13 protein-coding genes are annotated in these 14,485 nt (G+C 71.0%); 6 read left to right on the top strand and 7 right to left on the bottom strand.

The genetic code is table 11. The features are described from left to right. Nucleotides 1–29 precede the first annotated feature (29 nt). The 3 genes from PGH47_RS40410 to PGH47_RS40400 are packed head-to-tail and all read right to left on the bottom strand — an operon-like array spanning nucleotide 30 to nucleotide 3,990. A complete protein-coding gene (locus PGH47_RS40410) occupies nucleotides 30–1,886 on the bottom strand; it encodes a GMC family oxidoreductase (protein WP_271667619.1) in 1,857 nt (618 codons plus the stop codon). Continuing rightward, nucleotides 1,883–3,277, bottom strand: a complete 1,395-nt coding sequence (locus PGH47_RS40405; RefSeq protein ID WP_271667618.1) for a hypothetical protein — start codon at nucleotides 3,275–3,277, stop codon at nucleotides 1,883–1,885. The genes PGH47_RS40410 and PGH47_RS40405 overlap by 4 nt, the downstream gene beginning before the upstream one ends. Next, nucleotides 3,274–3,990 carry a FadR/GntR family transcriptional regulator gene (locus tag PGH47_RS40400; protein WP_271667617.1) on the bottom strand — a complete coding sequence of 239 codons (717 nt, stop codon included), beginning with the start codon at nucleotides 3,988–3,990 and terminating at the stop codon, nucleotides 3,274–3,276. The genes PGH47_RS40405 and PGH47_RS40400 overlap by 4 nt, the downstream gene beginning before the upstream one ends. A 143-nt stretch (nucleotides 3,991–4,133) precedes the next feature. On the opposite strand from PGH47_RS40400, the gene PGH47_RS40395 reads away from it, so the two are divergent. Further along, the gene (locus PGH47_RS40395; RefSeq protein WP_271668269.1) at nucleotides 4,134–5,021 is read left to right on the top strand and encodes a DMT family transporter; all 888 of its coding nucleotides are present in this window, start codon (nucleotides 4,134–4,136) and stop codon (nucleotides 5,019–5,021) included. A 6-nt stretch (nucleotides 5,022–5,027) separates the two neighbouring features. Here the strand turns inward: PGH47_RS40395 and PGH47_RS40390 are convergent, their stop codons facing one another. Next, on the bottom strand, nucleotides 5,028–5,759 hold the full coding sequence (locus PGH47_RS40390) for a flavodoxin family protein (protein WP_271667616.1): 732 nt from the start codon (nucleotides 5,757–5,759) through the stop codon (nucleotides 5,028–5,030). A 213-nt stretch (nucleotides 5,760–5,972) separates the two neighbouring features. Here PGH47_RS40390 and PGH47_RS40385 point away from each other — a divergent pair, with 213 nt between their 5' ends. Then, nucleotides 5,973–7,139: a glycoside hydrolase family 64 protein gene (locus PGH47_RS40385; RefSeq protein WP_271667615.1), complete on the top strand. Its 1,167-nt coding sequence runs from the start codon at nucleotides 5,973–5,975 to the stop codon at nucleotides 7,137–7,139. A 206-nt stretch (nucleotides 7,140–7,345) separates the two neighbouring features. Further along, the gene (locus PGH47_RS40380) at nucleotides 7,346–8,065 is read left to right on the top strand and encodes a DinB family protein (protein ID WP_271667614.1); all 720 of its coding nucleotides are present in this window, start codon (nucleotides 7,346–7,348) and stop codon (nucleotides 8,063–8,065) included. Nucleotides 8,066–8,088: 23 nt separating this feature from the next. Here the strand turns inward: PGH47_RS40380 and PGH47_RS40375 are convergent, their stop codons facing one another. Further along, entirely contained in the window at nucleotides 8,089–9,360 is a 1,272-nt protein-coding gene (locus PGH47_RS40375) for an MFS transporter (RefSeq protein ID WP_271667613.1), read from the bottom strand. Between the two features lie 203 nt (nucleotides 9,361–9,563). On the opposite strand from PGH47_RS40375, the gene PGH47_RS40370 reads away from it, so the two are divergent. Further along, nucleotides 9,564–10,181 carry an ATP-dependent endonuclease gene (locus PGH47_RS40370; RefSeq protein WP_271667612.1) on the top strand — a complete coding sequence of 206 codons (618 nt, stop codon included), beginning with the start codon at nucleotides 9,564–9,566 and terminating at the stop codon, nucleotides 10,179–10,181. 65 nt (nucleotides 10,182–10,246) lie between these two features. Continuing rightward, complete coding sequence (locus PGH47_RS40365) at nucleotides 10,247–11,215, top strand: nitrilase-related carbon-nitrogen hydrolase (protein WP_271667611.1); 969 nt, start codon at nucleotides 10,247–10,249, stop codon at nucleotides 11,213–11,215. 15 nt (nucleotides 11,216–11,230) lie between these two features. Here PGH47_RS40365 and PGH47_RS40360 read toward each other — a convergent pair whose 3' ends face one another. Next, the gene (locus PGH47_RS40360) at nucleotides 11,231–11,740 is read right to left on the bottom strand and encodes a hypothetical protein (protein WP_271667610.1); all 510 of its coding nucleotides are present in this window, start codon (nucleotides 11,738–11,740) and stop codon (nucleotides 11,231–11,233) included. 119 nt (nucleotides 11,741–11,859) lie between these two features. Next, a complete protein-coding gene (locus PGH47_RS40355) occupies nucleotides 11,860–13,572 on the bottom strand; it encodes an IlvD/Edd family dehydratase (RefSeq protein ID WP_271667609.1) in 1,713 nt (570 codons plus the stop codon). A 50-nt stretch (nucleotides 13,573–13,622) separates the two neighbouring features. Here PGH47_RS40355 and PGH47_RS40350 point away from each other — a divergent pair, with 50 nt between their 5' ends. Beyond that, nucleotides 13,623–14,447 (top strand): IclR family transcriptional regulator, encoded by an 825-nt coding sequence (locus PGH47_RS40350; protein WP_271667608.1) that lies wholly within the window; start codon nucleotides 13,623–13,625, stop codon nucleotides 14,445–14,447. Nucleotides 14,448–14,485 lie beyond the last annotated feature (38 nt).

Genomic DNA, 14,485 nt, shown 5'->3' with positions numbered 1-14,485 from the left:
CGGGCCGGGAGACGGTCCGGCACCCTCCCTCACGCGTCCCCCGCGAAACGCCTGGCCACGCCCAAGGCCGCCGCCATGATGCTGAGCTGCGGATTCACCTCGGGGCAGCTCGGCAGTACGGATCCGTCGGCAATCAGTACGCCGTGCACGCCCCGCAGACGTCCCTCCGCGTCGGCCGGTGACCGCTCGGGGTCCGTCCCGGCGGCGACCGAGCCCGTGGGATGGAACGCGGACACATGCAGCTGACGTACCGTCACCGTTTCGAGCAGCGAGTCCAGTTCGTCCATGGTGCGGGCGCGCGGAGCGTGCGGGACGCCCGTCAGCACCTCCTCCGCCCCCGCCGCGAACAGCAGGCGGCCCATGGCTCGTTGGGCGCGCAGCAGGCGCCCGGCGTCGTGGGGCGCGAGGTCGTAGCGGAGCAGGGTGCGGTCGCGGCCGAGCACGCGGCCGGAGGGTCGGTCGGCGATCATCGCGCCGAGTGTGGCCAGTTGTTCCGTCCCGTCGATCTCGCGGCGCAGTTCGCGTCCGACGCCCGGCAGGACGAACGAGCTCATGCCCGGGGGCGCGGCGGTGGCTTCGATCAGGATGCCGTCGGCGTGCAGTTCCTCCACTCCTACGCTCTGCAGGACCCCCTGCCAGCCGGTGACCGGGCTGTTGAAGCGGCCGGCGACGCTGATGGCGGGGTGGACGCTGAGGTTCCGGCCGATGCCGGGGTGTCCGCCGAGGCCCGAGCGGCGCAGGAGTTGCGGGGCCTGCAGTGCGCCGGCGGCGACCACGACCAGCGGGCTGAGGATCTCGAGTCGGCTGCCGTCGGGGCGGCTCACGACGACTCCGGCGGCCCGCGCACCGCCCGGCCGGTCGCGGTCGGTGAGGATCCGCAGGACGCGGGCGCCCGTCACGATCGCGGCGCCGGCCGCGCAGGCATCGGGGAGCACGGACAGCTGGACGCTCTGCTTGGCGCCGGTGGGGCACCCGACGACGCACTGGCAGGAGCCGCGGCAGCCGGGGGCGTTGCGGCGCAGGGGCGCGGCGGCCCAGCCGAGTTCCTTGGCGCCGGCCAGCGCGAGGCGTCCGTTGTTGCCGAGGACGTCCAGTGGCTGGCGTGCCACGCGCAGGGTGCGTTCGGCCTCGTCGAGGTGGGCACCGAAACCGTCGGCGACTTCGAATCCGTGGTCGTCGAGCCAGCGGGTGACGACATGGTCCGGAGTGCGGTAGCAGGTGCCGGAGTTGACGACGGTGGTGCCGCCGACCGCGCGGCCGACGGGCATGACCAGCGGTGGATTGCCGAGGGCGATCGTGGCACCGCCGTCCCGGTAGAGGTCGGTGAAGCGGTCGAGCGGAGCCCTGCGCGCGAAGGACGCGGTGGTGTGGTGTTCGCCCTCTTCCAGCACGACGACGCGCATGCCCGTGCGGGCCAGTGTCCTGGCGGCCATCGCGCCGCCCGCGCCGGAGCCGACGATGACGGCGTCGGCGGTGGAACGGGTCGGCCAGTCACCGGAGTGGGTGCAGTCGAGCGGCGGATCGTCGGGGGCGGATCCGGTGGGTGCGGGGCTGTCGTGTGCGAGGCGTGCGGTGCCGGCGGCCAGCAGGACGGGCACCTTCACCGCGTCCAGGAGCGGCAGCAGCGCCCGGTGGGAGGCGAGCGATGCCATGACGTGCTCCCGTTCCGCGGCGCCGAGCGCGGGAAGCCGGCGGCCGGTGCGGGCCATGGCGTAGGCGTTGATGGCCGTGGTCGCGCCGCGTATCGCGGTGCGGGTGTGGGCCGGCATGGCTTCCAGCAGCGTCTCGACCCGCCGGGGCACGGCCCGGGTCCACTCGGCGGTGCCGTCGTCCGCGAGCAGTGCTTCGGCAAGTGCCGTGAGGCCGGGGGAGGTTGAGGGGCTCATCGGTCGCCGACCTCCGCGTGGGCCGTGCCGGAGAGCCGCCATGTGGCCTCCTGCCGCCATCTGCCCCACCAGCGCTCCAGGCCGACCACCGCGTCGGCGGTCTCACTGTTACGGCACACCGCGGGCGAGCCGTCGGGGTCGGCGTAGTCGAGTGCCAGGGTCCGCTCGGGCGGCTGGGTCACCGTGACCCTGATGCGGCGCCGGCCCACTCGGCCGGACACCCGCCACTCGGGCAGGTCGATGTCCGAGCGGAACCGGCCGAATCCCGCCCAGCCGACGGCGGTTCGCTCCGCTCGGCGCGGCCAGGTACGGCCGTTGTGCAGCAGGCGCAGGAACACCAGGGGCGGCAGCTTGTCGAGGCCGGGTCGCATGGACACCGCGGCCACGATCTCCAGGACGTCGCCGCCGCCGAGGTCGGCGTGGAGCCAGGCCCAGCGCCGGGCGTTGCCGTGGCCGTAGATGCGGGCGCTCGCGCCGACGGCGTCGTCCAGCCGCAGTTCGTTGTCGCCGTACCGGACGGTACCGTCGTAGCGGCAACGCGCGGCGGGCAGCATGTGGCTGGCCGGCAGCCAGGGGCGGCGCCAGGACCAGCGGGGGAAGGTGTGGACGGGCTCGCCACGCGGTGTCTCGGTGAGCGACCAGGTGAACGAGCCCGCGGAACCGGAGAGTCGGCCGGGACGGGCATGGATGCCTTCGGCGGCGTAGCCCTCTGCCTGGTCCGTCCACGGTACGGGGCCGAAGCGCGCGTGTTCGGCGGGGCCGTCCTTGGGGAAGACGGCGACCCAGCCGTGCGCGTAGGCGGCGGAGCCGTCGGTGGGGGCGACGACTTCGTGGTGCAGCCAGACTCCGCTGCCGGTCGCGGGGTCGGTGAGGGTGGTGTACCAGACCTCCGTGCGCCCCGGTTTCCCGTCCCAGCGCGGCGCCAGGTACCGATCGGCGGCCGCGTCGGTCGCGCGCGGGAAGCGGAAGCTGCCGAGGAAGGGCAGCAGGCCGGTGGTGACGGGGAAGCGCAGGGTGCCCTCGCCCACGCGTTCACCGTCCTCGTAGAGGGTGTACGGCAGCACGGTCAGCGAAGCCAGCGGCCGTGCGGGCGTGACGGACTTCCAGCCGTCCAGCACCAGGCGTCGGCCCTCCAGGGTGAAGGAGACGCGGTAGCGGATCCTGCGGCGGGCCAGGGGCGAGATCTCCATCTCCCCCACGGCGTCGGCGTCGTCCGCCCGCCCGGCGATCCGCACCCGCCCGGTCACACGCGCCAGCGTCGTGCGGTGCGGCAGCATCACGGCGTCGGCGCGGACGACGAGGTCCAGTCGTACGGCGCGCTCGTGCTCCTCGTCGCTCAGCCGGGCGCGGCCCAGCATCGTCTCCTGGAACACCGTTCCACGGGAGGTCACCGGGCACCGTCCCGGCGTTCGCGGGAGGCCGCCAGTCCTTCGAGCATGATGCGTTCAGTCGCCGCCAGGTAGGCGCCCGCGGCGACCCGTGCCGCCTCCTCGTCGCCCGCGGCCACGGCCTCGACCACCGGGGCCAGCCGGTCGTGTGCGGCGCCGGCTTCGCGGAAGGGCTCGACGAGTGCGGCACGTACGGGCAGGTAGGCGTTGAACAGGGTGTTGGTCAGCAGGACGTAGACCCGGTTGCCCGTGGCGCGGGCGAGCGCCCGGTGCACCTCGGCGTCCGCGAGCTGTACCTCCTCGCCGCCTTCCGAGTCCCCGACGGCCGTCATCAGTGCCCGCAGTTCGGCGATCTGGGCGGCCGTGGCGCGGGCTGCGGCGCGCTCCGCGATCAACGCGCCGATGCTGCGCCGCACTTCGAAGATCTCACCGATCCAGTCGGGGCTGTGCCGCACCAGCATAGGCAGCAGATCCGCGCCGCCGAGCCGCAGGAAGTCCCGTACTCGGGTACCCACCCCGTGCCGTGTCTCCAGCAGACCGGAGTGCACCAGCCGGCCGAAGGCATGCTTCAGGGTGGTGCGGTTGACCCCGAACCGGTCGGCCAGTTCACGCTCGGGTGGCAGCATGCTCCCGGCCGGGTGACGCCCGGCGAGAATGTCCTCGCGCAGCCGCTTCTCCAGGACATCGACGGTCGTCTCGCGCGGCAGTGCTTCCATCCCGGCTCCCGGCCTCGGTAGTGGTTCAGTGACTGAGCCACTGAACCACTGGAGTGACATCGCGTCAATAAGCCGGGCTTCGAGCGGCGTTCACGGCATGCTCGGCCGGTGTCACATGTCCGCCGATCCCAAGGGTGGCCACGCTGAACATCACGCTCTCCGTCGTGTTCGCGCTCTGCGCCGCGTCGAGCAACGCCGTCGCGACGGTGTTGCAGCGCAAGGCGGCGCTCTCCGTGCCGCAGTCCCAGGGGTTCCGGGCCGGGCTGATTCTCGATCTGCTGCGGCAGCCCGTCTGGCTGGCCGGGATCCTCGCGGTGATCGCCGCAGCCGTCTGCCAGGCACTGGCGCTGGTGACCGGCCCGCTGACGATCGTGCAGCCGCTGTTCGTGCTGGAACTGCCGCTCACACTGATCGTGGCCTCGCTGCTGATGCGCCGTCATCTGGCGCGCAACGGCTGGCTGGCCGTGGCGGTGGTGGTGGGCGGCCTCGGGGTGGCGCTCGCCGCCGCCTCCCCCACGGGCAATCGCACCCATGTGGCACTGGACCGCTGGATCCCCGCGCTCGCGGTGTGCGCCGGAGTCGTCGCCACACTCGCCCTGGCCGCCTTCCGACGCCCGGAGGGACGTGCCCGGGCAGCCTTCCTGGGTGCCGCGACAGCGATCAGCTACGCGGTGACCGCGGCACTGATGAAGGCGTCCACGCACATCCTCGACGAACAAGGGCTGGTGGCCTTCTTCTCCGCCTGGCAGACGTACGGATTCGCCGCGACCGGCGTATGCGCGCTGTTGTTGCTGGAACACGCGATGCAGGCCGGACCGCTGGTCGCCTCACAGCCGGCGCTCACCCTCGGCGACGCGCTGGTGAGCCTCGCCCTCGGCATCACCCTGTACGAGGAGCAGGTCCGCTCCGGCTGGTGGCTGCTCCCCCAGCTCTTCGGCGTCGCACTGATCGCCGCCGGGGTCCTCGCACTGTCGCGGATCCCGCTCACCCAGTCGCTGGTGGCGCCGGACGAGGAGGACCGGACGGCGTGACGGGGCTCAGCGGTGCTCGGGGTTCTCCGCGCCCGAACGGCAGCCGGCGTCCCACTGCGAGCGCTGGTTGCCGTGGGCGGGGATGCCTCCGGAGCGTTTCAGCAGGGCGGCGATGTGCATGAGGTTCCAGGTCATGAAGGAGGTGTTGCGGTTGGTGAAGTCGTTCTCGGGGCCGCCCGATCCCGGGTCGAGATACGACGGGCCGGGGCCTGCGACGCCGATCCAGCCGGCGTCCGCCTGGGGCGGGATCGTGTAGCCGAGGTGCTGGAGGCTGTAGAGCAGGTTCATCGCGCAGTGCTTCACACCGTCCTCGTTGCCGGTGATCAGACAGCCGCCGACCCGGCCGTAGTAGGCGTACTGTCCCTGGGAGTTGAGCAGGGACGAGCAGGCGTAGAGCCGCTCGACGACCCCCTTGGTGACGGAGCTGTTGTCGCCGAGCCAGATCGGGCCGGCGAGCACCAGGATGTCCGCCGCCATCACCTGCTCGTACAGCGCGGGCCAGTCGTCGGTCGCGAAGCCGTGCTCGGTCATGTCCGGATACACGCCAGGGGCGATGTCGTGGTCGACGGCCCGGATCTCGGAGGTGGTGACCCCGCGCTCCATCATGATCGCCGCACTCCTGTCGATCAGACCTTGGGTGTGGCTGCGCTGCGGGGACGGCTTGAGGGTGCAGTTGATGTAGAGGGCCGTCAGATCGTCGAAGCGGTACGTGGTCTCGCCGGAGGGTGAGTTCGCCATGGGGGAAGAGTCTCGCGCCCGGTCCGCTTTGTCCCGGTCCGACACCGTAGAAACTTCACCCAACCGCTCCCACTTCATTGACATGTCCTTGACTCGGCGGGACTCTGAGAGCGCTCTCAAGAACCCGCACAAGAACAGCACCAGCCAAGCTCCGTCCCCCCACTGACACGGAGGTCGAGAGTGTTACGGAGACTCAAGAAGCCCTTTGTGGCCATGGCCGCGGCATCCGCTCTGCTGGGCGGGGTGATCGGGCTCGCCGCGCCGGTACCCGCTCAGGCGGCCGTGCCCGACACCATTCCACTGAAGATCACGAACAGTTCCGGCCGCAATGAGCCGGTCTACGTCTACAACCTCGGCACCCAGCTCTCGACCGGCCGGCAGGGCTGGGCCGACGCGGGCGGCACCTTCCACGCCTGGCCGGCCGGCGGCAATCCGCCGACCCCCGCGCCGGACGCGTCGATTCAGGGTCCGGCGGCCGGCCAGTCGAAGACGATCCGGATTCCGAAGTTCTCGGGGCGGATCTACTTCTCCTACGGCCGCAAGCTGGACTTCCGCCTCACCACCGGCGGTCTGGTGCAGCCGGCCGTGCAGAACCCGAGCGACCCCAACCGCGACATCCTGTTCAACTGGTCCGAGTACACGCTCAACGACGCCGGGCTGTGGCTCAACAGCACCCAGGTCGACATGTTCTCCGCGCCGTACGCGGTCGGGGTGCAGCGGGCGGACGGCAGCACCGTGAACACCGGCCATCTCAAGTCCGGCGGCTACAACGCGGTCCTCAACGGGCTGCGCTCCCAGTCGGGCGGGTGGGCCGGCCTGATCCAGACGCGCTCCGACGGCACCGTGCTGCGGGCCCTGTCCCCCGGTCACGGACTGGAGACCGGCGCACTGCCCGCGTCCGTGATGAACGACTACGTCAACCGGGTCTGGCAGAAATACGCCACGACGACGCTGACCGTCACGCCGTTCACCGACCAGCCGAACACCAAGTACTTCGGCCGGGTCTCGGGCAACGTCATGAACTTCACCAACAGCTCCGGCGCGGTCGTCACGAGTTTCCAGAAGCCCGACGCGGACAGCATCTTCGGCTGCCACAAGCTGCTCGACGCTCCCAACGACCTGGTCCGCGGCCCGATCTCCCGCACGCTGTGCGCGGGCCTGAACCGCTCGACCCTGCTGTCGAACCCCAACCAACCCGACACGTCCGCGGCGAACTTCTACAAGGACGGGGTGACCAACCACTACGCACGTCTCATCCACGCACAGATGCAGGACGGCAAGGCCTACGCGTTCGCCTTCGACGACGTCGGCAACCACGAGTCGCTCGTCCACGACGGCAACCCGCAGCAGGCGTATCTGACGCTGGATCCCCTGAATTGAGTGAACGGAGACACTGACCGGGTTTCCGGGTTCGACGGACCGGAGTTCCGGGTTCGACGGCAGCCGGGGCGGTTCGCAGGCGGCACCACGTGCCTGCGGACCGCCCCTGGCGCGCTGCGGACCCAAACTCCGTGGTGCGCGGCGGGAGTTGACCGCTAGCCTCCGGCTGAGCGGAGCGACGTGGGTGACCGCGAAGGGAGCCGGGCATGGGGACCGAGCGCGTGCGGAGCGACCGTCTTGGCCTGCTGCTGGAGCAGTTCGACTGCGCCAGGGAGCGGGCACAGGTGCGGCTGACGGGGCTCGGCGACGAAGAGCACCTGTGGGAACCGGTACCCGACTGCTGGTCGATCCGGCGCCGCGAGGAGGCGGTGACGCCCAGGGCGTTCGGGCCGGGCGACTGGGTGCTCGACCAGGGCGCACCGTACATCCCGGCGGGCGAGTACGCGGAGGTCGCCCGCCAGGCCGCCGACGGCGTGTCCGTGGCCAAGATCGCGGAGGACTGGAGCGTCGGCGTCGAGCAGGTCGAGGAGATCCTCCACCACTCGGGCCCGCCGGAGCCCGAGGTGACACCGGTGACGACGATCGCATGGCGGCTTGCCCACCTGCATTACTGCTTCGCCGGCGAATGGGAGTGGACCTTCGGCGAACGCAGGCGCGATCCGAAGGAGCTGGTCGACTTCACTCCCGACGCCACCCTGGCGCAGGAGCGGTTCTGGGCGGCGATCGACCGCTGGCGCGCCGGCGTCGGCACCGTGACCGACGAGCAGCTCGACACCGTCGGCTTCTCCCAGTACCCGTACGGCTCCGACGCAGGCGAGCCGTACCACGACGTGCTGTGGGGGGCGAACCTCGAATTCATCCACCACATGGCGGAGATCGCCCTCCTGCGCGACCTGTGGCAGGCCCGCTTCAGGACGCGCGGGTAGGGCGTTGCTCATGACGGTCTCTTTCAGGATGGCTTTTGGTCGGCGAGCTTCTCGGTCTCGGTGGTCACCCGTGCCCCTCGGAAGAGCACCGGGAGCCACAGGAGACACGCCAGCAGGGGGACCGCGGCGTAGGTGGCCATGCCGACCCCGGAGCCCAGCCCGTCCATGAGCGTGCCGAGGACGAGATAGCCGGTGCCGATGAGCGCCGACTCCACGAATGCGATCATCGACAGCAGGCTCGCCCGATGGCGCGACGGCACTGCCTCGTTGAGCACGTTGTCCACGAGCACCGCGGTGATCTCGGGAATCCCGACCAGGACCAGGAACGCGGTGACGGTGACCCGGACAAGGCCCAGGCCGCTCAGGCCGAGTGCCGCGGCGAGCGTCAGGAGAGACACCGGGACCATGACCCGATACCCGATGCGCCGGTCCGCACGGTCCGACAGCAGCGGAGTGAGCCCGCCGGCGAAGAATCCCGCCGATATGACCACGCTGACCAATGCGGTGCCCGCTCCCTGATCGGAGAGGGTCTTCTGCGTGAAAATGATGTACGGCGTCAAAGTCGCGTGCATCAATCCGGACACCACGACAAGCGTCACGAGCGCCGGCGTGGCGACCCGAAGCATCGCCCGCCACGCTGTGGCGTCGATGTGCCCCTTCTCGGCCCCGTCCTTCTCGTCCACCGCGTCCGCACCACGGATCTCGGGCACCCGTGACATCAGCACCACCACGGCCAGGACGAGGCACGACGCCGATCCGAGGTAGACCACTCCCCAGGAGATCCGCTGCAGTTGGCCACCGAGGACGATGGCAGCTCCCGAGGTGACCGTCCCGAGCATGGTGAACCGGGACTTGATCTTGACGTAGCCGGCCGTCGCACCACGACGCACGAGATGGTCGTACAGCAGAGCGGTGTCCGAACCGGACACACATGCCATGCCCACGCCCTGCGCGATGAACAGCGTCAGGAACACCCAGTAGTTGGAGGACGACACCTGACCGAGCAGGCATCCGGCTATCAGCACCTGGCCGATCACGATGCTGGCACGCCTGCCGATCCGGTCGGCGATGACACCCGTCGGCAACTCCGCAAGTCCGCTGACCAGGTAGAGCAGTGTCTGCAGCAGGGCCACTTGCCCGGCGGAGAAGCCTCGCTGCTGAAGGAAGAGGACGAATACGCCACGCTGGAACAGCGCGTTGGCGAGCACGGCGTAGAGGTAGAACGGGCGCGTGACATTGCGTGCCGCGTCGTCGACTGCAGCCGACCCGCCAAGTGCTTCCGTGGTGCCGGTCATGCCGCGGGCTCCCTGGTGACTCCGGTGATCATTAGCTCGTACACACCGCCGGAGAACCGGCGAACCGTCCTGGTCACTGTCAGTAAATGACTACACAACAGTTCCAGCACAGTGGAGGATGGACAGGTGAACACGGCAGATCCGTACACCAAGTCGAGGTCAGGACAGCCCGGAGAAGCCAACCCCGACCTGGCCGGGCCCTGATGGACGACATGGGGGCGTTCCGGGATGCCGTCACGGCGTGGGCGGCCGGTGGTTCCGAAGGGCCCGCGGCTGAGCTGGCCACGAGGCTGCCCGTGCGGGCGGTCGTCCTGCTCGAAGGGCCGAGTGACGTCGCGGCGGTCAACGCGCTCGCCGAGCGACGCGGCCGCGACCTGGAGGCCGAGGGAATCTGCGTCCTGGCGATGGGCGGAGCCATGAGTATCGGGCGCTACGCCCGTCTCCTCGGCCCGTCCGGCCTGGGCCTGCGTCTGACCGGGTTGTGCGACGAGCGGGAGAGCAGCTTCTACACCCGTGGCCTGGCGGACGCCGACGCCGGCCGGCCGAGCTTCTTCGTCTGCGCGGCGGACCTGGAGGACGAGCTCATCCGCGCGCTGGGCGTGGGCCGGGTGCAGGAACTCGTGCGGGCGCAGGGCGAACTGCGCGCTCTGCGGACCTTCCTGAACCAGCCCGCGCAGCAGGGACGCCCCGCACAGCAGCAGCTGCGGCGCTTCCTCGGCACGAAGAAGGGCCGCAAGATCCATTACGGTCGTGTCCTCGTCGAGGCCCTCGACGCCGACCGCGTACCCGCCCCGCTGGACGACCTGCTCGCCAGTCTCTGACACGCCCCGGCGGGATGCCGCGTTCTGCTTGCTGGATGATCGATCGGCTTCCTAGGGTCGACGGCATGACCTCAACGAGCCCCTTCACCGGCGCGGCCGGCACGTCCCGCTCCACCGTGACCGCCGCCGTCGTCCAGGCGGCAGCCCCGCTGTTCGACACGAAGGCCGCACTGAGCCGCGCCGAGGAGCTCCTCCGGGAGGCCGCCACCGACCGCGGGGCGGACGTGGTCGTGCTGCCCGAGGCGTTCCTCGGCGGCTACCCCAAGGGCCTCGACTTCGACATCAGCGTGGGCCGCCGTACGCCGGCCGGCCGCGAACTGTTCCGCCGTTACCACGACGCCGCCATCGACGTCCCGGGCCCCGAGGTCGGCACCCTGGCCGCGCTCACCCGGGAACTGGGCTGCCACGCCGTCGTCGGCGCGGTCGAGCGGCAGGGCGGCACCCTCTACTGCGTGGCCCTCTTCTTCGGCCCCGACGGCTATCTGGGCCTGCACCGCAAGCTCATGCCGACGGCCGCCGAACGCTACCTGTGGGGCCAGGGCGACGGCTCCACCCTCCCGGTCGTCGACACCGGCGTCGCCCGGCTGGGCGCGGCCATCTGCTGGGAGAACTACATGCCGTTGTTCCGTACGGCGATGTACGCCAAGGGCATCGACCTGTGGTGCGCGCCGACCGTGGACGACCGTGACGCCTGGCAGGCCACGATGCGGCACATCGCCCTGGAGGGCCGCTGCTTCGTCCTGAGCGCCAACCAGTACCTGCGCCGCGACGCCCTCCCCGCCGACCTCCACCCCGTCCAGGGCGACGAACCCGACACCGTGCTCATCGGTGGCGGGTCCGTCATCGTCTCCCCGCTGGGCGAGGTACTCGCCGGCCCGCTGCGCGACGGGGAGGGCATCCTGACGGCCGAACTGGACCTGGACGACCTCACCCGCGCGCGCTTCGACTTCGATCCGACCGGCCACTACGCCCGCCCCGACGTCTTCACCCTCCACGTCGACGAGTCGGCGCGCACCGCGGTCACCCGCGGCTGAACCGGCGCCGCGCCGTCAGTCGGCGTAGACCCGGCCTTCCTTCACCAGGTAGTGGACCGGGTCGGAGCAGCCGATGGAAGGCGTGACCAGCAGGCTCACCGTCAGCGGGGCGGGCTCGGTGCTCGCGGTCGCGAAGTCGCAGACGGCGCCCTTGCCGGTGAGCGGGTACCAGAACCAGCCGTCGACGTCGCCGACGGTGACGCGGTCGGACTCCTTCCAGGCACCACCGCTCTGGGTGAAGACCTGGAGCCGCACGGAGGCGGCGAGTTCGTCCTCGGGCGAGCGCAGGGCGGTGAGTGTGATCTTGTAGTCGCCGCCGAGGACGGACGAGGCGATCTGCCGGGTCTGCGGTGCGGCCTTGGCGGCGGCACCGGACGAACCGACGCTGGTCGTACCGCTGTTGGACGTTCCGGCGTTGGACGTTCCGGCCCCCGCGGCCCCGAGCGCACCCGCCATGAGGAGCGTGACGGCGGCCGTGGCGGTGCGGGCGGTGCGGTTGCGCCGGTGCTTGCTGGACTGGCTCATGTGTTCCCCCGTTGAACCGAGTTGTACCGAACGGTCTGATTGGTTCGTACGGTGGTAGAGACCAGTCACCCGGCTTCAGGGTTGTACGCCGATGCGGGACCGGTGCGCGGCGGCACCGCTCAGTGCGACTCCCGGGTCACCTCCGAACCGCTGGAGCCCACTAGGAAGTCCAGGTCGGCGCCGGTGTCGGCCTGGAGGACGTGGTCGATGTAGAGGCGTTCCCAGCCGCGCCGCGGGTTGGCGTAGGCCTTGACCGTGGGTTCGCTCGGGCTTCTGCGGGCGAGCTCCTCGGCGGGTACGTCGATGTCGATACGGCGGGACTCGACGTCGAGGATGATGAAGTCGCCGGTCCGCACCAGGGCGAGGGGGCCGCCCGCCGCGGCCTCAGGGGCGACGTGCAGGACGACCGTGCCGTACGCCGTGCCGCTCATCCGGCCGTCGCAGACCCGCACCATGTCGCGCACGCCCTGTTCGAGGAGCTTCTTCGGCAGCGGCATGTTCGACACCTCGGGCATCCCCGGGTAGCCCTTGGGACCGCAGCCGCGCAGGACGAGGACGGAGTCGGCGTCGACGTGGAGTCCGGGGTCGTCGACGCGGGCGTGGAAGTCCTCGATGGAGTCGAAGACGACGGCCCGGCCGCGATGCCGCAGCAGGTGCGGGGAGGCGGCCGCGGGTTTGATGACGGCGCCGTCGGGCGCGAGGTTGCCGCGCAGCACGGCTATGCCGCCCTCGGCGACCAGGGGCTCGGCGCGGGTGCGGATGACCTCGCCGTCCCAGATCGAGGCGTCGTCGAGCGCGTCCACGAGCGGCTTGCCGGTGACCGTGAGGGCGTCGGGGTCGAGCAGGTCACGGACCTCGCGCAGGACGGCGAGCAGGCCCCCGGCGCGATGGAAGTCCTCCATGAGGAAGCGCCCGGCGGGCTGGAGGTCGACCAGGACCGGGACGTGGGAGCCGATGCGGTCGAAGTCGTCGAGGGAGAGGTCGACGCCCAGACGGCCCGCGACGGCGAGGAGGTGCACGACCGCGTTGGTCGAGCCGCCGACGGCCGCGAGGGCGACGATCGCGTTGTGGAAGGACGCCTTGGTCAGGAAGGTGCCAGGCCGCCGGTCGGCGGCGACCATGTCCACGGCCAGCCGGCCGGAATGGTGTGCGGCCTCCAACAGGCGGCTGTCGGGCGCGGGAGTTCCGGCCACGCCGGGGACGACCGTGCCCAGCGCCTCGGCGACCAGGGCCATGGTGGAGGCGGTTCCCATGGTGTTGCAGTGGCCGCGGCTGCGGATCATCGCCGACTCGGAGCGGGTGAACTGCTCCTGCGACAGCGTGCCGGCCCGCACCTCCTCCGACAGCCGCCACACATCGGTGCCGCAGCCCAGCGGCCGGCCGTGGAACGTCCCCGTCAGCATCGGCCCGCCGGGCACGACCACCGCGGGCAGATCCACCGAGGCGGCGGCCATGAGCAGCGAAGGGATCGTCTTGTCGCAGCCGCCCAACAGGACCACGCCGTCGATGGGGTTGGCCCGCAGCATCTCCTCCGTGGCCATGGCCGCCATGTTGCGCCAGAGCATGGCGGTGGGCCGTACGTTCGTCTCGCCCAGCGACACCACCGGCAGGTCCAGCGGGATGCCGCCGGCCTCGTACACACCGTTGCGCACCGAGGCCGCGACCTCGTCGAGATGGGCGTTGCAAGGGGTCAGGTCGGAGGCCGTGTTGGCGATCGCGATCTGCGGCCGGCCGGCGAAGGCGTCGCCCGGGACACCTCTGCGCATCCATGCCCGGTGGATGTAGGCATTGCGGTCCTGGCCCTCGTACCAGTGTGCGCTACGCAGGTTCACGATAGGACCTCTTCCGGCAGTCGGTACGGAGGTCTACAGTCTGGAACGCCATGGAGCATACGCAGACGTACGACGGATCGACAGCCCTCGGCGAGGACGGATCAACTGCCGCCGACGGCAACCGTCTTGTGGGTTCGGACCGGGTGCTCGCGGTGCTGAAGCAGCTCGCACGGTATCCCGAAGGGGTGGGGCTGGAGGAGCTGACCCGGGTCGTCGCGAGTCCCAAGCCGACGGTCCACCGGGCGCTCGGTGCGCTGCGCCGGGCCGGGCTGGCCGACCAGGGTGCCCGCGGCCGGTACGTGCTGGGTGACGAGTTCCTGCGGATGGCCTTCGCGCATCACGAGGCCCGTCCGGAGCAGGCGCGACTGCAACCGGTGCTCGAAGCGCTGGCGCACCGGTTCGGGGAGACCGCGCACTACGCGGTGCTGGACGGCCGCGAGATCGTCTACCGCGCCAAGGTCGACCCGCCCACCGGCGCCGTGCGGCTCACGTCCACGATCGGCGGGCGCAATCCCGCCCACACCACCGCCGTCGGAAAGCTGCTGCTCGCCGGGCGGCTGGGCGGCGAGGACGAGGTGGCGGCGTGGATCGGCGACCGGCCGCTGGAACGTCGTACGGCTCGATCGTCCGGTACGGCCGCCGCCCTGCACAGGGAGCTGGTGCTCACCCGCGAGAGGGGCTACGGCCTCGATGACCAGGAGAACGAGACCGGCGTCAACTGCCTTGCCCTGCCCGTGTATCCGACCTCGCCCTCGGTCCCTTCCGGGGCGGTGAGCGTCAGCGCGCTGGCGTACCGGACCCCGCTCGCGGCCCTGGTCGACACGCTCGACGAGATCCGCGCTCTGCTGGGCCCGCTCGGCGAGCCGTACACCTGACGCGAACAGCTTCCGACCTCCGCAACCGATCACTCTGG

The organism is Streptomyces sp. HUAS 31 (genome assembly GCF_028198125.1).
GTDB lineage: Bacteria > Actinomycetota > Actinomycetes > Streptomycetales > Streptomycetaceae > Streptomyces > Streptomyces chartreusis.
The sequence above is the reverse complement of the archived record's forward strand: the minus strand, read 5'-3'. Positions and strand labels throughout refer to the sequence as shown.